This is a genomic window from Staphylococcus argenteus (genome assembly GCF_000236925.1).
GTDB lineage: Bacteria > Bacillota > Bacilli > Staphylococcales > Staphylococcaceae > Staphylococcus > Staphylococcus argenteus.
In genome coordinates this window covers 2,555,832-2,578,376 of sequence record NC_016941.1, presented here as the reverse complement: position 1 = coordinate 2,578,376, position 22,545 = coordinate 2,555,832, and the positions used below count along the sequence as shown (strand labels likewise).

Sequence of the window (22,545 nt, the reverse complement as noted above, 5' to 3'; positions counted from 1 at the left end):
ATAAATGCGTCTAGAGTATTGATTTTGTCTACTACTTTAGAAGTATGTAGCCAAAACATATAGACCAACCACTTATAGGATAGTGAATCTTCAACATATTAGTTGCATGTAAGAACCTCATTTTGATTAAATTTAAACAAGTAAATAAAATTATTAGGAGATGGAAGATGCCATGACGGAAAAAGAAAAAATGTTGGCGCAAGAGTGGTATGACGCAAACTTTGATCAAGATTTAATTAATGAACGTGCTCATGCTAAAGATCTTTGTTTTGAATTAAATCATACAAGACCCAGTGATACAAAGAGAAGAAAGCAATTGATTGATCAATTATTCCAAACTACAACAGACAATGTAAGTATTTCAATTCCCTTTGATACCGATTATGGGTGGAACGTCAAACTTGGCAAAAATGTCTATGTCAATACGAATTGTTATTTTATGGATGGTGGTCAAATTACGATAGGTGACAATGTTTTTATTGGTCCTAATTGTGGATTTTATACAGCGACACATCCGCTTAATTTTCATCAAAGAAATGAAGGATTTGAAAAAGCAGGACCTATTCATATAGGAAGTCATACTTGGTTTGGGGGTCATGTGGCAGTCTTACCTGGGGTTACTATCGGAGAAGGTAGTGTAATTGGTGCAGGTAGTGTTGTTACAAAAGATATACCATCAAATAGTTTAGCGGTTGGTAACCCTTGTAAAGTTATTCGTGAGATTGATAATGAATTTTCGGATGGACATTTTGGTGGTAAAAACGGATAACAAATCAATATGGCATTGTAACTATAAAGTATCAAGTTAAAATATGTGAAATCCTATAAGTTAAGGTGTAGAAGTCTTGTAAATGAAAGCGATTGCAAAACCGACCGTAATCATAGTAAAATGAGTTTAAATGATGTTATATCATTAAATCAAAGGGTTAAACCACTTTCAAAATTTATAGGGGGTAAGTGTACATGGTAGTAGAATTTAAAAATGAACCTGGTTACGATTTTTCAGTTCAAGAAAATGTGGATATGTTTAAGAAAGCATTGAAAGACGTGGAAAAAGAATTAGGTCAAGACATACCATTAGTGATTAATGGAGAGAAGATTTTTAAAGATGACAAAATTAAATCAATCAATCCTGCAGACACATCACAAGTGATTGCAAATGCATCAAAGGCAACAAAAGAAGATGTTGAAGATGCATTTAAAGCAGCGAATGAAGCTTATAAATCTTGGAAAACATGGTCAGCTAACGATCGTGCAGAGCTTATGCTACGTGTTTCTGCAATTATTCGTCGTCGCAAAGCGGAAATTGCAGCAATTATGGTATATGAAGCAGGGAAACCATGGGATGAAGCGGTTGGAGATGCAGCTGAAGGTATTGATTTTATTGAATACTATGCACGTTCAATGATGGACTTAGCTCAAGGTAAACCAGTACTTGATCGTGAAGGTGAACATAATAAATATTTCTATAAATCAATTGGTACAGGCGTTACAATTCCGCCATGGAACTTCCCATTTGCAATTATGGCTGGTACAACATTAGCACCAGTAGTTGCAGGGAATACAGTATTACTAAAACCAGCTGAAGATACACCTTATATTGCTTATAAATTAATGGAAATTTTAGAAGAAGCGGGATTACCAAAAGGTGTTGTTAACTTTGTTCCTGGTGATCCAAAAGAAATTGGTGATTATTTAGTAGATCATAAAGATACACACTTTGTTACATTTACAGGATCACGTGCAACAGGTACTAGAATTTATGAACGTAGTGCTGTTGTACAAGAAGGTCAAAACTTCTTGAAACGTGTTATCGCTGAAATGGGTGGTAAAGATGCGATTGTAGTCGATGAAAAGATTGATACAGATATGGCAGCAGAAGCAATTGTTACATCAGCATTTGGCTTCTCTGGTCAAAAATGTTCAGCATGTTCACGTGCAATTGTGCATAAAGACGTTTATGACGAAGTATTAGAAAAAGCAGTTAAACTAACAAAAGAATTAACGTTAGGTAATACTGTAGATAATACGTATATGGGACCAGTGATTAACAAAAAACAATTTGATAAAATTAAAAATTATATTGAAATTGGTAAAGAAGAAGGTAAATTAGAACAAGGTGGCGGTACTGATGATTCAAAAGGTTACTTTGTAGAACCGACAATCATTTCAGGACTTAAATCTAAAGATAGAATTATGCAAGAAGAAATTTTTGGTCCAGTAGTTGGATTCGTAAAAGTTAATAACTTTGACGAAGCAATTGAGGTTGCTAATGATACAGACTATGGTTTAACGGGTGCAGTAATTACAAATAATCGTGAACATTGGATTAAAGCAGTTAACGAATTTGATGTAGGTAATTTATACCTTAACAGAGGCTGTACTTCAGCAGTTGTTGGCTATCATCCATTTGGTGGATTCAAGATGTCAGGTACAGACGCTAAAACAGGTAGCCCAGACTACTTATTACATTTCTTAGAACAAAAGGTTGTTTCAGAAATGTTCTAATGCTTCATAATGAATAAGAGCCATCCATTGCGGTTGGCTCTTTTATTTATCACTTTAAAAATTAAGTAATGGCAACTATATTTTTAGAAAAGGATAATAGGTATAAGAATATGAAATACGTTATTTCAATAATGATGGGAATTGTATTAGCTATTTGGTCATTTAAACAACTGAGTCAAAGTCATTTAGATAGCGGATTTATTTTATTCTTCATTGTTTATGTGTTGTGTATCAGTTATTTTAATAGCGATAAACAAACTAAAAATAAAAAACGATAGCATGACACGAAATATGAACGTGTATGTTATCGTTTTTGTTATATTTGAGGCAAATGAACATATGTTACTGACCTACTATTTGATTTTAATATTGATTAATCTATGGAAAATGTTATCAATATCTTCGCCAGGCCAGTCTATTTTTTCATCTTTAATCCAATGCATAAATCCTTCAATCAACGAATCATAAATATAAAATATGAGATTGTCTGGAACGTCACTATCAATATCAATCCGATCTCTATTGTTTTTGATATCATCATGCATAATTTTAATGCAAACATTTTTCAGAACTTTATTAAATTCGATATCTTCTTCTTGGAATTCTGCGATTTCTCTCAAATCTTCTTTATTATTAATCGTATCACTAATCGTTTGGAATGGATGGTTAAGGCGATCGCTAATATCTCTAGCAAAGTAGTCTTTAGTCAATTGGTTGAACAAATATTCTAGAAGATCGTATTTATCATAAAAGTGTTTATAAAAAGTTGTACGGTGTACAAGTGCATTGTCACAAATTTGATTGACAGTAATCGTTTGGAATAATTGCTGCTCTAACAATTGAAGTAAACTACTAGATAATGCTTTTTTCGTCTTAATAACTCTTAAATCTGTCTCTTTCATCTACATTTCTCCTTAATGTGTAGTTTAGTATACAAATTTTAAAATTTAATTCTTTAAGAGGTAGGGTATAGATAATATAATCTAACAATAATCTACACTGTATAGTTAAACTATAACGTTGATTTTAAAAGGAGGCAATACTTTGGCAAAATTTTTATATAAGATGGGGACATTCATCGCAAAACATAAGTGGTCTGCACTCATCGCATGGGTAGTCATTGTAGCTGCAATTTTCATACCAATTGCTACGAATGCACCAAAATTTGACAATGATATTAAAATGACGGGATTAAAGTCATTAGATACGAATGATAAAATTGAAAAACATTTTAATCAAGATAGTGAAAAGGCACAAATACGTGTGGTCTTTAAGACGACTAAAGATGATGGAATTGTGCAACCGAGTATTACAAAAGATATTAAGAAAACGTTAAATGATATTAAAAAAGATGACAAGCACATTGATAAAATATCAGATCCTTATGAAAATAAACAAATCAGTAAAGATAAAACAACTGCATTTGCAGATATCACATATGACGTTAATCAAACATCTTTAAAAGATGGTTCTAGAGATAATGTGAAAAGTCATTTAAAGGATTTACGTGACAATCATAATGTACAAACAGAGTTAACGGGTACAGGTATGACATCAACAGATGTAGGTGGTAATTCTGAACTGGTTGGTATTATTGTTGCCTTTGTTGTGCTATTAATTACATTTGGTTCAGTTATTGCAGCAGGATTACCTATTATTAGTGCATTAATTGGTTTAGCCTCTGGAGTAGGTATTATTAGTTTGTTAACTTATGCTTTTGATATACCAAATGTCACACTAACATTAGCAGTTATGATTGGACTAGCGGTTGGTATCGATTATGCATTATTTATTTTATTCAGATACCGACAAGTTATGAAGACTGAAACAGATCACATTAAAGGTATTGGTCTTGCAGTAGGAACAGCAGGTAGTGCAGTTATTTTTGCTGGTGTAACAGTTGTGATTGCAGTATGTGGTTTATCATTAGTAGGTATTGATTTCTTAGCAGTAATGGGATTTGCTTCGGCAATTAGTGTTATTTTTGCCGTAATTAGCGCCTTAACTTTATTACCTGCATTAATAAGCATTTTCCATAAACGTATTAAAGTGAATAAATTACAGTCTAAATTCAAAAAAGATATTGATACGCCATGGTCTAAATTTATTACAGGAAATGCACTTGCGGCAGTATTACTAGGTTTAATCATATTAGTAGCAGCGGCGATACCGGTTAGTCATATGAGACTTGGGATTCCGGATGACGGCGTTAAACCAGCAGATTCTACTCAGAAAAAAGCTTACGATATCATTTCGGATAAGTTTGGCGAAGGATTTAACGGTCAGATACCGATGTTGATTAACGTTAAAGATAAAAAGGATGATCCACAAGGATTACAACAAGATTTACAATCTGTATATAAAGACATTAAAGATAAGAAAAACGTAGATATCGTGACACCACCACAAATGAGTAAAGATAATGAATATGCTTTGATGGTTGTGATACCTAAACATGGACCTAATGCAGAAAGTACCAATGACTTAGTACATGATTTAAGAGATTATAATAAAGACGCGCAAGATAAGTATGGTTTCAAAACAGAAATTTCAGGGCAAAGTGTAATTAATATTGATATGTCCAAAAAGTTAAATGAAGCGATACCTTTATTTGCGTCAGTCATTGTAGTATTAGCATTTTTCTTATTAATGATAGTGTTCCGTTCAATCTTAATACCTTTAAAAGCAGTATTAGGATTTGTCTTATCATTATTGGCAACTTTAGGATTTACTACATTAGTAATGCAAGATGGCTTTATGAAAGGCCTGTTTGGTATTGAAACGACAGGACCAATGCTAGCATTTTTACCGGTTATTACTATAGGTATCTTATTTGGATTGGCGATGGATTATGAAGTCTTCCTTATGTCACGAATTCATGAAGAATATAGTAAAACAGGTGATAATGATTATGCTATTAAAGTAGGATTGAAAGAAAGTGGTCCGGTTATAGTTGCTGCAGCATTAATCATGTTCAGTGTCTTCTTTGCCTTTGTGTTCCAAGAAGATGTCATGATTAAATCAATGGGTATGGCACTAGCCTTTGGTGTTCTCTTTGATGCATTCATTGTCAGAATGATGCTGATTCCTGCATTAACGAAATTGTTTGGAAAAGGTTCATGGTATTTACCAGCATGGTTAAATCGTATTATTCCAAGAGTCGATATTGAAGGACACGCACTTGAAAAGTACAAAACGGTTGAATCGCAAACATCTGAAGTTGAAAATAGTAAGGAAAAGTACGATACTACCTTTAAAGTACACGACCAAGATACACATGTAGCAAAAGGCTCACAATTGCGTGAAGAGACTCAGACAATTGTACTAGATAATAGAACGATGGCATTATATCAACAAGTGAAACAGCACTCAGCAAATCCAATGTTCTTGCACGATGCTTTAGTAGATTACCAAAACAAACATCACTTAAATACACAACAACAAACGACGAATATAGATCAGTTAAATAAAAACATTGAGAAATTGAATCAATTATTAGAACAAAATTTACGTGATAAATCATAATTTGTATCTACTTAAATTATAAAAATGTATGAATAAAAATATAGCCTCTGCTTTAAATGTGCACATCACATTTAAAGCAGAGGTACTTTTTTGCTCTAGATAAATACATAGACAATATTTTTTGAATGTCACAATTTTTTCATAAAAAACGAAATTTATTTAACGAAATTATTGCGCGCTATAATTTTAAGGGTTATCATTTCTAAGTGATAATGATTATTATTTCTAATAGCAGTGAGAAACAGTATGTTAAACGTTAGAAATGGTGAAAAAAACAAAATTTATAAAATTAAACAAATTGATATTAATAATATGAATATGCTTTATCGCTTAAGTGCATTCGGTTTGACGGATGGCTCAACAATTAAGATTAAGCAAAAATGTTTATTTAAAGGGCCATGTATTATTGAAATTAATGGTCAACAACTAAGTATTAGACATTGCGACGCATGTTGCATTGCACTCGAAGAATAGGAGTCTGACAGATGGAAAATTATTGCATATTAGGTAATCCCAATGTCGGAAAGACATCGTTGTTTAATGCGTTGACTGGCTCTTACGAGTATGTAGGAAACTGGAGTGGCGTAACAGTAGAGAAAAAAGTAGGGAAGTTAAAACATCATTTAGGGGAATTAATTGATTTGCCAGGTACATATGATTTGTCGCCAATCTCTGTAGATGAAACGATTGTTACGGATTATTTGTTAAACAATCAATTTACAGGAATGATAAATATCGTTGATGCGAGTCAACTAAAGAGGAATATGCAGTTGACTATCCAATTACTAGAATTAAACAAACCAATGTATATCGGACTGAACATGATCGACGTAGCAACAAAACGGGGGATACATATTGATTATCATAAATTGATGAAAAAGTTGAAAACGCCTATTTTCCCAGTTGTTGCTCGCACAGGTAAAGGTACCGATCATTTACTCGGAGAAATTAAATATTTAGGGGAAGAGGCACAACCACATTTTAAACTCAATTATGGTGAAATGATTGAAAGTGCTATTAAAGATATTTGTCAGTTTATTATGGCGGAAACAACGCATTCAAACTATGAATCAAGATTTATTGCAATTCAATACCTTTTAGACAATGTTCAAATTACAAAGGAATTAAGCCAACATTTATTAGATAAACTGTTAACGATTCGTCAACGATTAATTCAGAAGTTGAATGGAACAACAATTCGCCGTGAAATGGAACGTATTCGCAACCAATTCATTGATATGTTGTTACAAGATATCGTGACATATCCAGATGATGATAAACAATTTTTCAGTACGAAATTAGATAAAATATTAACTCACAAATACTTAGGTATACCAATATTTTTAGGAATTATGTGGTTAATTTTTCAAACGACATTTACATGGATAGGTACACCATTATCTGATCAACTTGACGCATTCATTGGAGGAACATTAACGGACGGTGTTAAGAGTGCCATGAGCTACCTTGGTCTGATACCTTTTTTACAAGATTTAATTACTGATGGCATTATTGCAGGTGTTGGTTCTGTATTAGTTTTTGTACCACAAATTGTCGTGCTCTTTTTCTTTATATCGTTATTAGAAGATTCCGGATATATGGCACGAATAGCTGTCTTAATGGATCGTATCATGGAATCATTTGGTTTAAGTGGAAAGTCATTTATACCTATGATTATCGGATTTGGTTGTAATGTTCCAAGCGTGATGGCTGCGCGAAGTATTGAAAACGAAAAAGAACGTCTAACAACCATTTTAATTGCACCATTTATGTCATGTTCAGCAAGACTGCCTGTTTATGCATTATTCGTAGGTATCTTTTTTAAAGAGAATCAGTCATTAGTGGTACTTAGTTTATATGTGTTAGGCATTGTCATAGCATTTTTAGTAAGTACAGTACTTACTAAGACGGTTTTAAAAAATGATAATGCAATATTTATTGTGGAATTACCGACGTATCGTGTCCCATCAATTAAAACATTGTGGCGTAGTACTTGGGAAAAGGCTAAGGGATTTGTTCGTAAAGCAGGTACATTTATTTTTGGCGGTTCAGTAGTGATATGGCTTTTAAGTTATGTTGGTCCACATGGCATCAATGTAAATATTAACGACAGTTTTTTACATATGGTTGGTAGCTTCTTTGGTATGTTAGTGCAACCGCTTGGATTTGGAACATGGCAAGCTGGTGCTACGTTAGTTCCAGGGTTTTTGGCAAAAGAAGTTATTGTGAGTTCAATGGCAATTATTTATTCATCAGGTGATGCTGGGCTTATTCATGTCATTCAAGATCAATTCACACCATTATCTGCGTATGCCTTTATGATTTTTATATTGTTATACATCCCATGTGTCTCTACTGTGGCAGCAATTCGTAAGGAAACATATTCTTGGAAATGGACAGTACTCGCAGTGGTATATCCATTATTGACTGCCTATGTTTTAACATTTATCTTTTATCAAGTTGGACATTTATTTGTTTAAGGAGTGGTTGAAATGACAGTAATGATTAATATTTTGATATTTTTAGCGATTTTCGGATATGCTTTTTATACATTGGTTAAATTTTTCAAACGTTCTAAGCAAGGGAAATGTGGTACTTGTGAAATAGACAACGATTGTTGTAGTACAGAACAACAGGTAGTAAAACATTTTCCAGGGAAATAATTAAAAAAATGAGCACAGGTACGGGCGACCTGATGCTCATTTTTTTGATACGCTATATGTTAAAGTATCATTATTTACCTTTCACGACTAATTCATTATTTTCAACATCTATATCCACATGTTTAACGTCTGTATGATCTAAATAGTAATCTGTAATTTTGTCGCGTACTTGTTGTTCAACAATACGTCTTAATGGACGCGCACCTAATTCTTCATCATAACCTTCTTCAATCAACCAATCTTTAGCATCTTGAGAAACGTCCATCGTAATACCTTTTTTATCTAATGTAGTTTGTACATCGTCTAATAATAAGTTGACGATGTCTTGTAATGCATCTTTATCTAAATGTAAGAATTCAACGATGCCGTTGAAGCGGTTAAGGAATTCAGGACGGAAGAATTTTTTCATTTCATGCATAATATCTTTTTCTTCAGTATCATTGCCATTTCCAAATCCAGCATTTGATGTACAAATAATAATTGTATTTTTAAAGTTAATGACATTACCTTGGCCATCTGTCAAATTACCATCGTCCATAACTTGTAATAACAATGTTAAAATTTGTGGGTTTGCTTTTTCAATTTCATCAAATAGAATGACTGAATACGGATTACGACGTACTTTTTCAGTTAATGTATTTGAATTATCATCGTAACCGACATAGCCAGCAGTTGTACCTATCATTTTTGAAACAGCAGTTGTATCACTGTATTCACTCATATCAAGTCGGATAAGCGCATCTTTGTTACCAAAGAGGTCAATTGCTAGTTGTTTAGCAAGTTCTGTTTTACCCACACCAGTAGGACCGACAAATAGGAAGCTACCAATTGGACGATTGCCGTCATCAAACCCAGCGCGATTACGACGAATGGCACGTGAAACCATTTCTACAGCTTTATCTTGACCGATGATTTTACTTCTTAAACGATTAGAAATGTTTTTTAAACGTTCAATGTCATTATCATCCATTTGAGATACTGGAATACCAGTTAATCGTTGAATCGTATCAGAAATATCATGAACTGTAGCAACTGCAGTATGTTCGCCATTGCTATTTTCTAATTTATCTTGCAATGATTTGATTTCGTTTTGAATATCATCAGCTTTTTTATATTCTTCAGCACTAACTGCTTTTCGTTTATCATTTTCTAAATTTGAAATGCGTTTTTCAGTCTCTACTTTATCAATTGCAGGACTTTGTGCAGATAAGTGAGCTGCTGTAATATCTAATACATCAATCGCTTTATCTGGTAATAACCGTTGTGGGATATATTGAATTGATAAGTCCACACATGCTTTTAACACATCATCTGGTAATTTTACTTGATGGTGTTTCTCGAATTTTTCACGAATACCTTTTAAAATTTCAACTGTATCTTCAGCGCTAGGTTCATTTACAAGTACTTCATTAAAACGGCGAGTTAACGCAGCGTCTTTAAGGATATTGTTTCGATATTCATCTTGTGTTGTTGCACCAATAATTGAAATCTCGCCACGACTTAATGCAGGTTTCAAAATGTCGGATAAGCCTTTACTACCTGAATCACTTCCTGTAGCACCTGAACCGATAATTTGATGGATTTCATCAAAGAATAGTACGGCATTTTGTGAAGATTTAACACCTTCAATTAACTTTTGAATATTTTCTTCAAAAGCACCACGGTATTGTGTTCCGGCTTCTAATGATGAAATATCTACAGAAATAATTTCTTTGTCTTTGATTGCTGCCGGTACATTTCCTTCAACGATTGCTTGTGCTAAACCTTCAACAATCGCAGTTTTACCAACACCAGCTTCTCCAACTAATATAGGATTGTTTTTAGTTCGTCTACTTAAGACTTCAGCAGTTTCTTGAATTTCTTTATCACGGCCAATGACTGGATCTAATAAACCATCGCGTGCTTCTTGTGTAAGGTTACGACCAATTTGTTCTAAATAATTGCCGTTGCCACCTTGTTGTCCTTGTTGTCTTTGTGCTGCTTGTTGAAAAGCTTGCGCACTTTGTTCGGCAGAGTGATTGCCACTTTGTTGCGTGAGTTGCGCTAGTTCTTCGGGTGAAACTTCTTTGCCATTAATATAGTATTTCTTATTACCACTTTGATTTGTACCTTGCATGTCTTGCATCATTCTTCGAAAAATTGAATCAAAGTCACTATTGAAAAAACCGTTATTCATTTAATATCACCTCTAAATTTTTTTGAACTAAACAAAAAAGAAATTACTTTTGAAGCGTTATGCAAACTATAAACAATTGCAATTGTATTTTTCCACTAATAACAGATGGTAAAACAGAATATTTTTAAAATTTTATGAATATTGTGTGTTATTTTTAATGACAGAATGTATGTTTAATAAAATATTAATGATCTGACGCATTTTCAATATTTTAATTTAAGATTTGGTTTACAAAGCATATGAATAGATTGTATCGTGCGATATTTTTCTGTATTACTCATAGTGATTACTGACATAGTGTGATCTATAAATTTGATTGGCAACTATTTTTAAAATTAAATCATTGAGGTATAAATATTTTCGAACGTAACAATTAAAGCGTATGATTAGAAAAAAGGGGGCATTTTTATGGATTATAAGTGCTATTATGATTCACCGGTTGGACGATTGGAACTTGTGAGTGATGGTGAAAGTTTAACTGCAATTTTATTTGAAAATCAACAAGATAATGGTACGAGAGAAGAACGTGCATCTTTAACGATATTTAAAGATGCGGCACAATGGTTAGACGCGTATTTTAAAGGTGACAACCCTGAAATCACAATATCTTTAACGCCAACAGGTAGCCATTTTCAACAATGTGTTTGGAATGAATTAAGGCAGATTCCTTATGGGACATTAACAACGTATGGAGAAATTGCTAAAAAAGTAGGAAAGCTACTTGATAAGCCGAAAATGTCAGCACAAGCAGTTGGAGGTGCCGTAGGTAGTAATCCTCTGTCAATTATCGTGCCATGCCATCGTGTTGTCGGTAAAACGGGTAGCTTAACAGGATTCGGTGGAACAATTAACAATAAAATTAAGTTGTTAGAGTTGGAGAATATAGACATGGCTGGACTATATATACCTAAACATAGCACGAAGCCTTAACGTTGATAGAATACGTCATAAAAATTCTAACTATAAAAAATGTTAATGTAATATTCCACGCAGGCTTAGCGAATTCCTTCAAGACGAAGTATTATAAATAGAGAAAAGCAGTAAGATTATTTTCAATTAGAAAATACCTTACTGCTTTTTTCACGGATTTATTAAATGTCCTTTAAATGTACAGACTACTCTGGTCTGTGATATTCACGAACGTTATTTTCGATATTTGATAAGTAGAAAATATGACGATCTTCATGAACAGCATCTTGTTGTTCGTCAAAGTCAACGTCATCAAAACGTTTGAAGAATGTTTCATATGCATCAACAGATACTTCGGTACGGTTATTTAATAATGCTTTGTGAGCAGCCTGATCTAAATGATCTTTGTAGCCTTCAACTAATGTCGCACTATAAAATTCGCCAACTGAACCTGATCCATAACTGAATAAACCGATTGTTTCACCAGCTTGTAAATCACGGTTTTCAAGTAATGAAATTAAACTTAAATACAATGATCCAGTGTAAATATTACCGACATAACGGTTATAATCTACAGCGTCTTCATAACCTGAACGTAAACGCTCTTGAGTTGTTTCATCAGCGTTATCAATGATTGACTCTAATGCTTTTTTACCCATTTTTGTAAATGGTACGTGGAAGCATAGTGATGCAAAGTCGGCCAATGATTTACCTTGACGTTTTGCATATTCGTTCCAGCTTTGTTGGAATGAACGGATATAAGCATCTTTAGATAAAGCGCCATCAACTAATGGATATTTATGTCCAGTTGGACGCCAGAAATCATAAACGTCTTCAGTGTAAGCAACAGCATCTTCATTTAATGCCAAAATGCTTGGATTATGTGCAATAACCATCGCAACTGCGCCAGCACCTTGTGTTGGCTCGCCGCCTGAATTCAATCCATAACGTGCTGTATCAGTGGCAATAACTAATACTTTTTCATTTGGTCTTGTCGCTAAATAATCTTTAGCTAATTGAATTGCTGGTGTAGCAGCATAGCAAGCTTCTTTCATTTCAAAGCAGCGTGCAAATGGTTGGATACCTAATAAGTTGTGAATTTGCACAGCAGCTGCTTTTGCAGCATCGACTGCTGATTCAGTTGCCACAATTACCATACCAATTTTCTTTTTATCTTCGTCTGTTATAATGTCCTTAGCAGCGTTAGCGCCCATTGAAACGATGTCTTGGTTTACAGGACTAACAGCCATTTCAGTTTGACCAATACCAATTAAAAATTTGTTTGGATCTACTTGGCGTGCTTCTGCTAATTTAGCCATGTCTACATAGTACTTTGGAACGTAAAAGTTTATTTTATCGATACCTATTGTCATAAGGTTTTACATCCTTTCAAATTTATAAAAGCAACACTTGTATCATATCAGAATATGCTAATTTTATACAAAGAAATATACTAAATTTAAAAATGATTTGACGTTTCTTGTAAGCGTTTTAATTTGCTTTGTTTTATTCTATAGTCAAAACGACAATAATTCAATTAAATTTTAAGACGGATGACATCGTTTTGTGGTAAAAATAGTAGTGATTGTAATGTTAAAAATTATGTGAAGTAAAAGGAGTATGTCCATGCAAAGTTTAGATAAGAATTTTCGACATTTATCTCGTAAAGAAAAGTTACAACAATTGGTTGATAAGAAATGGTTATCAGAAGAACAATTCGACATTTTACTGAATCATCCATTAATCGATGAAGAAGTAGCCAATAGTTTGATTGAAAATGTGATAGCACAAGGCGCATTACCAGTTGGTTTACTACCGAATATTATTGTGGATGAAAAGTCTTATGTTGTTCCTATGATGGTAGAAGAACCTTCAGTTGTTGCCGCTGCAAGTTATGGCGCTAAGTTAGTTAATCAGACTGGCGGATTTAAAACTGTATCTTCAGAGCGTATTATGATAGGCCAAATCGTCTTTGATGGTGTCGAGGATACTGAAAAATTATCAGCAGACATTAAATCTTTAGAAAAGCAAATTCATAAAATTGCGGATGAGGCATATCCATCTATTAAAGCGCGTGGTGGTGGTTATCAACGTATAGCTATTGATACATTTCCAGAACAACAACTACTATCATTAAAAGTGTTTGTTGATACTAAAGATGCAATGGGCGCTAATATGTTAAATACTATTTTAGAGTCTATTACAGCTTATTTAAAAAATGAATTTCCACAAAGTGATATTTTAATGAGTATTTTATCAAATCATGCGACTGCATCCGTAGTTAAGGTTCAAGGTGAGATTGATGTTGATGACTTAACGAGAGGCGACAGATCTGGCGAAGAAGTAGCCAAAAGAATGGAACGTGCTTCTATACTAGCGCAAGTTGATATTCATCGTGCAGCAACACATAATAAAGGAGTTATGAATGGCATTCATGCAGTCGTTTTAGCGACGGGAAATGATACACGTGGTGCGGAAGCAAGTGCGCATGCATATGCAAGTCGTGACGGTCAGTATCGCGGTATTGCTACATGGCGATATGATCAAGAACGTCAACGTTTAATTGGTACAATAGAAGTGCCAATGACATTAGCAATTGTTGGTGGTGGTACGAAAGTATTGCCAATAGCTAAAGCTTCTTTAGAGTTATTAAATGTAGATACAGCTCAAGAATTAGGGCATGTAGTAGCGGCGGTAGGATTAGCACAAAACTTTGCGGCATGTCGTGCACTAGTGTCAGAAGGTATTCAACAAGGTCACATGAGCTTACAATATAAATCATTAGCTATCGTTGTAGGGGCAAAAGGTGATGAAATTGCACTAGTGGCGGAAGCTTTGAAAAAAGAACCTCGCGCGAATACACAAGCAGCGGAACGTATTTTACAAGAACTTAGACGACAATAGTAAATTGCGAATAGCGATTTTAAATGAAAGTTCATGTCAATGCATCACTTGGTTGCGTTTAAATAAATCAATATGAACAAAAAATAAAAACTTCTATCACACGCATACAGGAAATTGAAGCGTTCGTGATAGAAGTTTTTTAATTAATAGATATAGTTATAGTTACGTGCCGCCTTTTTACTTAACACGCGTGTATTATATTTTAATGGGCGATAAAAATTGTACTCTGAAACTTTAATACTACCGTTTTTATATACTTGTTCGACAACTGCGACATGTCCATAATATCCTGCAGTTGATTGCATGACAGCAAATTTTCTTGGTGTACGACCAGTTGCATATTTTGATTTACGTGCGTTATTATACCAATTTTTAGCATTGCCCCATCTATTAGAAACAGGTTTACCGACTTGTGCACGACGTTGAAAAGCCCACCATGTACATTGATTTTTACTATAATAATTTACTGCGGCATGAGACTGGTGAGTTTGTTCGACGGATTGATATGTAAAATCTGCTGTGAAAAGTACTGCAAAAGTAATTAATAAACGAATAAGTATCTTTTTATATTTCATTTTTATCTCCCAAATTAAATTTTTTCTATATTCAACGTTAATTATCATAAACTGAATTTTTTTAGAATACAATGCGAGCAATCAACAATAAAAGTAACTGTAATATCGCTGTCATATAAAGTGTTAAATTGTAATAAAAAAGGAAATTTTCATGAAAAATGCAAATGTGTGGTAGAGAATTAAATTGGCTATATTTGAAAATAATATAAGAAATTACAAGTATGATTAAAATGTTGGATTCGTGGCAAATGAGTTTGACATTTAGATGTAAAAGTCATTATTGAATTTATTATGTAAGTATTGAATAGACATTAAAATTGTACATATTAGCAGAATGAATCTTTACTTTTGGACAATAAAAATAGCGCCCTACGAGTAGAGCGCTAACATGAGATGATGTGACTCCATGTATTCATGTATCATTGTACATTTGTGAATTGGTTGAAAACTGATAGTGCCCGTTTAATTACAGGTACTGAGATGCTTTCAGGACATGGATTTGTTCGAAAATATGACAATATTTCACTATGGCTCTTCACTTCTCTAGGGAAATTGCTATCTTGATTAATCCAATCAACCAATTCACCTAATGGTGTGTCATCACCAAGAAAATTTTGCATAAATTCGTAAAAGCTCAATACCTCACCTCGATTAATATACTTGAGCCATTAACATAATACCATAAAAGAATGTGCATTTTACATAAAAATTTTTATAAAGCAATTTCATAAATCTAAATTTATTGAAAGTTGAAGAAGTTGTGTATAATGAAATAAACGCGTTGAAATAGTTAGGATGATGTTAGTGGATATCAAACATATGAAATATTTTATTGAAGTGGTTAAGCAAGGTGGTATGACTAATGCATCAAAATCATTATACATTGCACAACCAACGATTAGTAAGGCCATAAAAGATATTGAAAATGAAATGGGCACGCCCTTATTTGATAGAAGTAAAAGACATTTAATACTTACAGATGCAGGCCAGATTTTTTATGAGAAAAGTAAAGAAATTGTTGCGTTATATGATTATTTACCATCTGAAATGGAACGTTTGAATGGACTTGAAACAGGACATATTAATATGGGAATGTCTGCAGTCATGAATATGAAAATTCTTATTAATATTCTGGGTGCGTTTCATCAACAATATCCAAATGTAACTTATAATTTAATTGAAAATGGTGGAAAGACAATTGAACAGCAAATTATTAATGACGAAGTGGATATTGGCGTGACAACATTGCCAGTCGATCATCACATTTTCGATTATACTACCTTAGATAAGGAAGATTTGCGACTTATCGTGAGCAGAGAGCATCGACTCGCAAAATATGAAACTGTTAAACTCGAAGATTTAGCAGGTGAAGATTTCATTTTATTTAATAAAGACTTTTACTTGAATGATAAAATTATTGAAAATGCTAAAAACGTTGGCTTTGTTCCGAATACTGTTGCGCAAATTTCACAATGGCATGTGATAGAAGATTTAGTCACAAATGAATTAGGCATAAGTATTTTACCGACATCAATTTCAGAACAATTGAACGGAGATGTAAAATTATTACGCATTGAAGATGCACATGTTCATTGGGAATTAGGTGTCGTTTGGAAAAAGGATAAACAGTTAAGCCACGCTACGACAAAATGGATTGAATTTTTAAAGGATCGTTTAGGTTAAAATATAAATAAACACACTTATTATTTAAGACGTTACATTTTAAAAAGATGTGATGGTAATTTGAATTACAGTCTTAAATGATAAGTGTTTTTTATTATAAAAATGAAGTGAAATATGGATAGCGTTTCCATAGAAAATAGTAATATAAATCATAAAAAAAGAGTATTTTTATAAAGCGTTAGTCATACTTATAATAGATATTGTAACAATTTAGACATATTTAGAAAGGGATGGCGCCATGCAAAAAGTCCAATTAATAATCAAACTGCTATTACAACTAGGAATCATCATAGTGATTACTTATATTGGCACAGAAATTCAAAAGATTTTCCATCTTCCTTTAGCCGGCAGCATTGTTGGTCTATTTTTATTTTATTTACTATTACAATTTAAGATTGTACCGCTATCTTGGGTAGAAGATGGTGCAAACTTTTTATTAAAAACAATGGTGTTTTTCTTTATACCATCAGTTGTAGGTATTATGGATGTTGCTTCTGAAATCACGCTTAATTATATACTCTTCTTTGCAGTCATTATCATAGGTACATGTATCGTTGCATTATCTTCAGGCTTTATTGCTGAAAAAATGTTTACTAAACATAAACATCGTAAAGGTATAGATGCATATGAATGATTATCTACAAGCATGTTTAATGATTTTGTTGACTGTCGTTTTATATTATTTCGCTAAAAGATTACAACAAAAATATCCGAATCCATTTTTGAATCCAGCATTAATTGCATCTTTAGGTATTATTTTTGTATTACTTATCTTTGGAATTAGTTATAACGGGTATATGAAAGGTGGCAGTTGGATCAACCATATTTTAAATGCAACGGTCGTATGTTTAGCATACCCTCTTTATAAAAATAGAGAGAAAATTAAAGATAATGTTTCCATCATTTTTGCAAGTGTATTAACTGGCGTCATGCTTAACTTCATGTTAGTGTTCTTAACACTTAAAGCATTTGGTTATTCAAAAGATGTCATAGTAACGTTATTGCCCCGTTCAATCACAGCCGCTGTTGGTATTGAAGTGTCACATGAATTAGGTGGCACAGATACGATGACCGTGCTCTTTATTATCACAACTGGTTTAATTGGAAGTATTTTAGGATCGATGTTATTACGATTTGGAAGATTTGAATCTTCTATTGCTAAAGGTTTAACGTATGGGAATGCGTCACATGCTTTTGGCACAGCTAAAGCACTAGAAATGGATATAGAATCAGGTGCATTTAGTTCAATAGGGATGATTTTAACTGCAGTTATTAGTTCAGTGTTAATACCTGTTCTAATTTTATTATTCTATTAATTAGAAACTTAAAATGATAAACAGAAAGGGAGGCTATTAGTAATAATGGCAAAAATTAAAGCGAATGAAGCATTAGTAAAAGCACTACAAGCATGGGATATAGATCATTTATATGGTATTCCGGGAGACTCAATTGACGCAGTAGTAGATAGTTTGCGTACAGTAAGAGATCAATTCAAATTTTATCATGTACGTCATGAAGAAGTAGCAAGTTTAGCTGCTGCGGGTTATACGAAACTTACAGGTAAAATCGGTGTTGCATTAAGTATTGGTGGACCTGGTTTAATCCATTTATTAAATGGTATGTACGATGCCAAAATGGATAACGTACCACAATTAATTTTATCTGGACAAACGAATAGTACAGCACTTGGAACTAAAGCATTCCAAGAAGCAAATTTACAAAAATTATGTGAAGATGTGGCTGTTTTTAATCATCAGATTGAAAAAGGTGACAATGTTTTTGAAATCGTTAATGAAGCGATTCGTACAGCTTATGAACAAAAGGGTGTAGCTGTTGTTATTTGTCCTAATGACCTATTAACTGAAAAAATTAAAGATACAACAAATAAACCAGTTGATACGTCTAGACCAACAGTTGTATCACCAAAATATAAAGACATCAAAAAAGCTGTTAAATTAATTAATAAAAGTAAAAAGCCAGTTATGTTAGTTGGTGTTGGTGCGAAACAGGCGAAAGATGAGTTACGCGCATTTATTGAAGCGGCTAAAATTCCAGTCGTTCATACATTACCTGCTAAAACGATATTACCTGATGATCATCCATACAGTATAGGTAACTTGGGTAAAATTGGAACGAAAACATCATATCAAACGATGCAGGATGCTGACTTACTAATTATGGTTGGTACAAACTATCCATATGTAGATTACTTACCTAAGAAGAATATTAAAGCAATTCAAATTGATACAAACCCTAAAAATATCGGGCACCGTTTCAATATTAACGTAGGTATTGTGGGAGATAGTAAAATTGCCTTGCATCAGTTAACTGAAAATATTAAACATGTTGCTGAGAGACCATTCTTAAACAAAACGTTAGAACGTAAAGCGGTTTGGGATAAATGGATGGAACAAGATAAAAATAATAATAGTAAACCATTACGTCCAGAAAGATTAATGGCATCAATCAATCAATTTATTAAAGATGATGCAGTGATTTCAGCAGATGTTGGTACAGCAACTGTTTGGTCAACGCGTTATTTAAACTTAGGTGTAAATAATAAGTTCATCATTTCAAGTTGGTTAGGTACAATGGGTTGCGGTCTTCCAGGTGCAATGGCATCAAAAATTGCATATCCAAATCGACAAGCCATCGCTATTGCTGGTGACGGTGCATTCCAAATGGTAATGCAAGACTTTGCTACAGCTGTACAATATGATTTACCATTAACAGTATTTGTTTTAAATAATAAGCAATTAGCGTTTATTAAATATGAACAACAAGCTGCTGGTGAATTAGAATATGCGGTTGATTTCTCTGATATGGATCATGCGAAATTTGCTGAGGCAGCAGGTGGTAAAGGTTATACAATTAAAAGTGCTAGCGAAGTAGATGCTATTGTAGAAGAGGCACTAGCACAAGATGTACCAACAATTGTAGATGTTTATGTTGATCCTAATGCAGCGCCATTACCAGGTAAAATTGTAAATGAAGAAGCGTTTGGTTACGGTAAATGGGCATTCAGATCGATTACTGAAGATAAACATTTAGATTTAGATCAAATCCCACCTATTTCAGTTGCAGCAAAACGTTTCATATAACTGATTGAAAGATTGTCATAGTTTAATTTAACTGTTATAACGGTAATTTCTGTTTGAATTAAATAGAAGTTACCGTTTTATTTTTATATACAAAGAGATGCGCATGATAAAGGTTGTGAAATTTAAAAAAAGTTGTTGAAAACGCTTTTATAAATATGTATAATGGCTATGAATTAAATATCACTTGCGTGTTACTGGTAATGCAGGCATGAGCAAACAACCGTACTATGAAGATAGTCTTGTTTGTTCATGCCTGCTTTTTTGTACATGGAAGCGGAAATTGAGATAGGGGATGTTTATATGTTTAAGAAATTGTTTGGACAATTGCAACGTATCGGTAAAGCATTAATGTTACCTGTTGCGATTTTACCAGCAGCTGGTATTTTATTAGCGTTTGGTAACGCAATGCACAACGAACAATTAGTAGAAATTGCACCATGGTTAAAAAACGATATCATTGTAATGATTTCGTCGGTCATGGAAGCAGCAGGACAAGTCGTATTTGATAACTTGCCATTATTATTTGCGGTTGGTACAGCACTTGGATTAGCAGGAGGAGACGGTGTTGCAGCATTAGCGGCGCTAGTAGGTTACTTAATTATGAATGCAACAATGGGGAAAGTGTTGCACATTACAATTGATGACATTTTCTCATATGCCAAGGGTGCAAAAGAATTAAGTCAAGCAGCGAAAGATCCAGCACATGCCTTAGTATTAGGTATTCCAACATTACAAACGGGTGTATTTGGTGGTATTATCATGGGTGCATTAGCCGCATGGTGTTACAACAAATTTTATAACATTACACTACCACCATTTTTAGGATTCTTTGCAGGTAAACGATTTGTACCGATTGTGACATCGGTCGTAGCAATTGCAACAGGTGTGGTTTTAAGCTTTGCGTGGCCACCAATCCAAGATGGATTAAATAGTTTATCGAATTTCTTATTAAATAAAAATTTAACATTAACAACGTTTATATTCGGAATTATTGAACGTTCTTTAATTCCATTTGGTTTACATCATATTTTCTATTCGCCGTTCTGGTTTGAATTTGGAAGTTATACTAATCACGCAGGTGAATTAGTACGTGGTGACCAACGTATTTGGATGGCACAATTGAAAGATGGTGTTCCGTTTACTGCTGGTGCATTTACTACAGGTAAATATCCATTTATGATGTTTGGTTTACCAGCGGCAGCATTTGCTATTTATAAAAATGCTCGCCCAGAACGTAAAAAAGTTGTTGGTGGTTTAATGCTATCAGCAGGATTAACTGCATTTTTAACTGGTATCACTGAGCCATTAGAATTTTCATTCTTATTTGTAGCACCAGTACTTTACGGTATCCATGTAATATTAGCTGGTACGTCATTCTTAGTGATGCATTTATTAGGCGTTAAAATTGGTATGACATTCTCAGGTGGGTTCATAGATTATATTTTATATGGTTTATTAAACTGGGATCGTAGCCATGCGTTGTTAGTTATTCCTGTTGGTATCGTATACGCTGTTGTGTATTACTTCTTATTTGATTTTGCAATTCGTAAGTTTAAATTGAAAACACCAGGTCGTGAAGATGAAGAAACTGAAATTCGTAACTCAAGTGTCGCAAAACTACCATTTGATGTATTAGATGCAATGGGTGGAAAAGAAAATATTAAACATTTAGATGCATGTATTACACGTCTGCGCGTAGAAGTGGTTGATAAATCTAAAGTGGATGTAGCAGGTATTAAAGCTTTAGGCGCATCAGGTGTATTAGAAGTTGGAAATAATATGCAAGCTATCTTTGGTCCAAAATCAGATCAAATTAAACATGATATGGCGAAGATTATGAGCGGTGAAATTACGAAACCAAGTGAAACGACAGTAACAGAAGAAATGTCAGATGAACCAGTTCACGTGGAAGCACTTGGTTCAACAGAAATCTATGCACCAGGTGTCGGCCAAATTATTCCATTATCAGAAGTACCTGATCAAGTGTTTGCAGGTAAAATGATGGGTGATGGTGTTGGCTTTATCCCTGAAAAAGGTGAAATTGTCGCACCGTTTGACGGTACAGTGAAAACAATCTTCCCTACAAAACATGCGATAGGTTTAGAATCTGAAAGTGGTGTCGAAGTACTTATTCATATTGGTATCGATACAGTGAAACTGAATGGTGAAGGATTCGAAAGTCTAATTAATGTGGATGAAAAAGTGACACAAGGTCAACCGTTAATGAAAGTGAATTTAGCATACTTAAAAGCGCATGCGCCAAGTATTGTAACACCTATTATTATTACTAATCTCGAGGACAAAAAACTTGAGATTGAAGACGTAAAAGATGTTGATCCAGGTAAGTTAATCATGATAGTAAAATAATCATTAAATATGAAAAAGTATTTCAATTGCATGAACTTCTAATCATTCGTAGTTCGTACTCGAAGTAGATTTTGAAATGTATATCACATAAAAGGCAGTAGTTTAAAATAGGCTACTGTCTTTTTATATACAGA

The 22,545-nt window shown here is 33.6% G+C and carries 19 protein-coding genes; 14 read left to right on the top strand and 5 right to left on the bottom strand.

The annotated features are described in order from the left end of the window. Positions 1–172 precede the first annotated feature (172 nt). The 3 genes from SAMSHR1132_RS12605 to SAMSHR1132_RS12595 all read left to right on the top strand — a co-directional run bounded on the left by SAMSHR1132_RS12605 (position 173) and on the right by SAMSHR1132_RS12595 (position 2,786). Positions 173–769, top strand: a complete 597-nt coding sequence (locus tag SAMSHR1132_RS12605; protein WP_000136511.1) for a sugar O-acetyltransferase — start codon at positions 173–175, stop codon at positions 767–769. Positions 770–963: 194 nt separating this feature from the next. Next, on the top strand, positions 964–2,508 hold the full coding sequence (gene pruA, locus SAMSHR1132_RS12600; protein WP_000259684.1) for an L-glutamate gamma-semialdehyde dehydrogenase: 1,545 nt from the start codon (positions 964–966) through the stop codon (positions 2,506–2,508). A 110-nt stretch (positions 2,509–2,618) separates the two neighbouring features. After that, entirely contained in the window at positions 2,619–2,786 is a 168-nt protein-coding gene (locus SAMSHR1132_RS12595; RefSeq protein WP_014373913.1) for a hypothetical protein, read from the top strand. A gap of 75 nt (positions 2,787–2,861) precedes the next feature. Here the strand turns inward: SAMSHR1132_RS12595 and farR are convergent, their stop codons facing one another. Beyond that, complete coding sequence (gene farR / locus SAMSHR1132_RS12590) at positions 2,862–3,410, bottom strand: fatty acid efflux pump transcriptional regulator FarR (protein ID WP_000665235.1); 549 nt, start codon at positions 3,408–3,410, stop codon at positions 2,862–2,864. A gap of 142 nt (positions 3,411–3,552) precedes the next feature. Here farR and farE point away from each other — a divergent pair, with 142 nt between their 5' ends. The 4 genes from farE to SAMSHR1132_RS12570 all read left to right on the top strand — a co-directional run bounded on the left by farE (position 3,553) and on the right by SAMSHR1132_RS12570 (position 8,696). Then, positions 3,553–6,033, top strand: coding sequence for a fatty acid efflux MMPL transporter FarE (gene farE, locus SAMSHR1132_RS12585; protein WP_001051411.1), 2,481 nt, complete (start codon positions 3,553–3,555; stop codon positions 6,031–6,033). A 246-nt stretch (positions 6,034–6,279) separates the two neighbouring features. Continuing rightward, a complete protein-coding gene (locus SAMSHR1132_RS12580) occupies positions 6,280–6,507 on the top strand; it encodes a FeoA family protein (protein WP_000935796.1) in 228 nt (75 codons plus the stop codon). Positions 6,508–6,518: 11 nt separating this feature from the next. Beyond that, the gene (gene feoB, locus SAMSHR1132_RS12575) at positions 6,519–8,513 is read left to right on the top strand and encodes a ferrous iron transport protein B (protein WP_000432918.1); all 1,995 of its coding nucleotides are present in this window, start codon (positions 6,519–6,521) and stop codon (positions 8,511–8,513) included. A 12-nt stretch (positions 8,514–8,525) separates the two neighbouring features. Further along, the gene (locus SAMSHR1132_RS12570; protein ID WP_000217627.1) at positions 8,526–8,696 is read left to right on the top strand and encodes a FeoB-associated Cys-rich membrane protein; all 171 of its coding nucleotides are present in this window, start codon (positions 8,526–8,528) and stop codon (positions 8,694–8,696) included. Positions 8,697–8,766: 70 nt separating this feature from the next. On the opposite strand, the gene clpL is transcribed toward SAMSHR1132_RS12570, so the two are convergent. Then, positions 8,767–10,872, bottom strand: coding sequence for an ATP-dependent Clp protease ATP-binding subunit ClpL (clpL, locus tag SAMSHR1132_RS12565; RefSeq protein ID WP_001058995.1), 2,106 nt, complete (start codon positions 10,870–10,872; stop codon positions 8,767–8,769). Positions 10,873–11,280: 408 nt separating this feature from the next. Here clpL and SAMSHR1132_RS12560 point away from each other — a divergent pair, with 408 nt between their 5' ends. After that, a complete protein-coding gene (locus SAMSHR1132_RS12560) occupies positions 11,281–11,802 on the top strand; it encodes a methylated-DNA--[protein]-cysteine S-methyltransferase (protein ID WP_000384651.1) in 522 nt (173 codons plus the stop codon). A gap of 185 nt (positions 11,803–11,987) precedes the next feature. Here SAMSHR1132_RS12560 and SAMSHR1132_RS12555 read toward each other — a convergent pair whose 3' ends face one another. After that, a complete protein-coding gene (locus SAMSHR1132_RS12555; protein ID WP_000151981.1) occupies positions 11,988–13,154 on the bottom strand; it encodes a hydroxymethylglutaryl-CoA synthase in 1,167 nt (388 codons plus the stop codon). Between the two features lie 253 nt (positions 13,155–13,407). Between SAMSHR1132_RS12555 and SAMSHR1132_RS12550 the strand changes: the two genes are divergently transcribed. Further along, a complete protein-coding gene (locus tag SAMSHR1132_RS12550) occupies positions 13,408–14,685 on the top strand; it encodes a hydroxymethylglutaryl-CoA reductase, degradative (protein ID WP_001190996.1) in 1,278 nt (425 codons plus the stop codon). 143 nt (positions 14,686–14,828) lie between these two features. Here the strand turns inward: SAMSHR1132_RS12550 and SAMSHR1132_RS12545 are convergent, their stop codons facing one another. Both SAMSHR1132_RS12545 and SAMSHR1132_RS12540 read right to left on the bottom strand, forming a co-directional pair. Continuing rightward, positions 14,829–15,260 carry a CHAP domain-containing protein gene (locus SAMSHR1132_RS12545; RefSeq protein WP_000875615.1) on the bottom strand — a complete coding sequence of 144 codons (432 nt, stop codon included), beginning with the start codon at positions 15,258–15,260 and terminating at the stop codon, positions 14,829–14,831. Positions 15,261–15,679: 419 nt separating this feature from the next. Continuing rightward, complete coding sequence (locus tag SAMSHR1132_RS12540) at positions 15,680–15,898, bottom strand: sterile alpha motif-like domain-containing protein (RefSeq protein WP_000011686.1); 219 nt, start codon at positions 15,896–15,898, stop codon at positions 15,680–15,682. Between the two features lie 166 nt (positions 15,899–16,064). Between SAMSHR1132_RS12540 and cidR the strand changes: the two genes are divergently transcribed. The 5 genes from cidR (at position 16,065) to ptsG (ending at position 22,411) form a co-directional block, all read left to right on the top strand. After that, positions 16,065–16,943, top strand: coding sequence for a cidABC operon transcriptional activator CidR (cidR, locus tag SAMSHR1132_RS12535; protein ID WP_000351761.1), 879 nt, complete (start codon positions 16,065–16,067; stop codon positions 16,941–16,943). A gap of 238 nt (positions 16,944–17,181) precedes the next feature. Further along, positions 17,182–17,577 carry a holin-like murein hydrolase modulator CidA gene (gene cidA / locus SAMSHR1132_RS12530; RefSeq protein ID WP_001174559.1) on the top strand — a complete coding sequence of 132 codons (396 nt, stop codon included), beginning with the start codon at positions 17,182–17,184 and terminating at the stop codon, positions 17,575–17,577. Next, a complete protein-coding gene (locus SAMSHR1132_RS12525; RefSeq protein ID WP_001001008.1) occupies positions 17,570–18,259 on the top strand; it encodes an LrgB family protein in 690 nt (229 codons plus the stop codon). Before cidA ends, SAMSHR1132_RS12525 begins: the two co-directional genes overlap by 8 nt. Before the next feature lie 45 nt (positions 18,260–18,304). Next, the gene (locus SAMSHR1132_RS12520) at positions 18,305–20,044 is read left to right on the top strand and encodes a pyruvate oxidase (protein ID WP_001062644.1); all 1,740 of its coding nucleotides are present in this window, start codon (positions 18,305–18,307) and stop codon (positions 20,042–20,044) included. A 300-nt stretch (positions 20,045–20,344) separates the two neighbouring features. Then, positions 20,345–22,411 (top strand): glucose-specific PTS transporter subunit IIBC, encoded by a 2,067-nt coding sequence (ptsG, locus tag SAMSHR1132_RS12515; RefSeq protein WP_000473670.1) that lies wholly within the window; start codon positions 20,345–20,347, stop codon positions 22,409–22,411. Positions 22,412–22,545 lie beyond the last annotated feature (134 nt).

Excerpts from the sequence above, each read along its gene's own strand:
- SAMSHR1132_RS12605 (WP_000136511.1), top strand. The coding sequence starts at position 173 with ATGACGGAAAAAGAAAAAATGTTGGCGCAAGAGTGGTATGACGCAAAC.
- pruA (WP_000259684.1), top strand. The coding sequence starts at position 964 with ATGGTAGTAGAATTTAAAAATGAACCTGGTTACGATTTTTCAGTTCAA.
- SAMSHR1132_RS12595 (WP_014373913.1), top strand. The coding sequence starts at position 2,619 with ATGAAATACGTTATTTCAATAATGATGGGAATTGTATTAGCTATTTGG.
- farR (WP_000665235.1), bottom strand. The coding sequence starts at position 3,410 with ATGAAAGAGACAGATTTAAGAGTTATTAAGACGAAAAAAGCATTATCT.
- SAMSHR1132_RS12580 (WP_000935796.1), top strand. The coding sequence starts at position 6,280 with ATGTTAAACGTTAGAAATGGTGAAAAAAACAAAATTTATAAAATTAAA.
- feoB (WP_000432918.1), top strand. The coding sequence starts at position 6,519 with ATGGAAAATTATTGCATATTAGGTAATCCCAATGTCGGAAAGACATCG.
- SAMSHR1132_RS12570 (WP_000217627.1), top strand. The coding sequence starts at position 8,526 with ATGACAGTAATGATTAATATTTTGATATTTTTAGCGATTTTCGGATAT.
- clpL (WP_001058995.1), bottom strand. The coding sequence starts at position 10,872 with ATGAATAACGGTTTTTTCAATAGTGACTTTGATTCAATTTTTCGAAGA.
- SAMSHR1132_RS12560 (WP_000384651.1), top strand. The coding sequence starts at position 11,281 with ATGGATTATAAGTGCTATTATGATTCACCGGTTGGACGATTGGAACTT.
- SAMSHR1132_RS12555 (WP_000151981.1), bottom strand. The coding sequence starts at position 13,154 with ATGACAATAGGTATCGATAAAATAAACTTTTACGTTCCAAAGTACTAT.
- SAMSHR1132_RS12550 (WP_001190996.1), top strand. The coding sequence starts at position 13,408 with ATGCAAAGTTTAGATAAGAATTTTCGACATTTATCTCGTAAAGAAAAG.
- SAMSHR1132_RS12545 (WP_000875615.1), bottom strand. The coding sequence starts at position 15,260 with ATGAAATATAAAAAGATACTTATTCGTTTATTAATTACTTTTGCAGTA.
- cidA (WP_001174559.1), top strand. The coding sequence starts at position 17,182 with ATGCAAAAAGTCCAATTAATAATCAAACTGCTATTACAACTAGGAATC.
- SAMSHR1132_RS12525 (WP_001001008.1), top strand. The coding sequence starts at position 17,570 with ATGAATGATTATCTACAAGCATGTTTAATGATTTTGTTGACTGTCGTT.
- SAMSHR1132_RS12520 (WP_001062644.1), top strand. The coding sequence starts at position 18,305 with ATGGCAAAAATTAAAGCGAATGAAGCATTAGTAAAAGCACTACAAGCA.
- ptsG (WP_000473670.1), top strand. The coding sequence starts at position 20,345 with ATGTTTAAGAAATTGTTTGGACAATTGCAACGTATCGGTAAAGCATTA.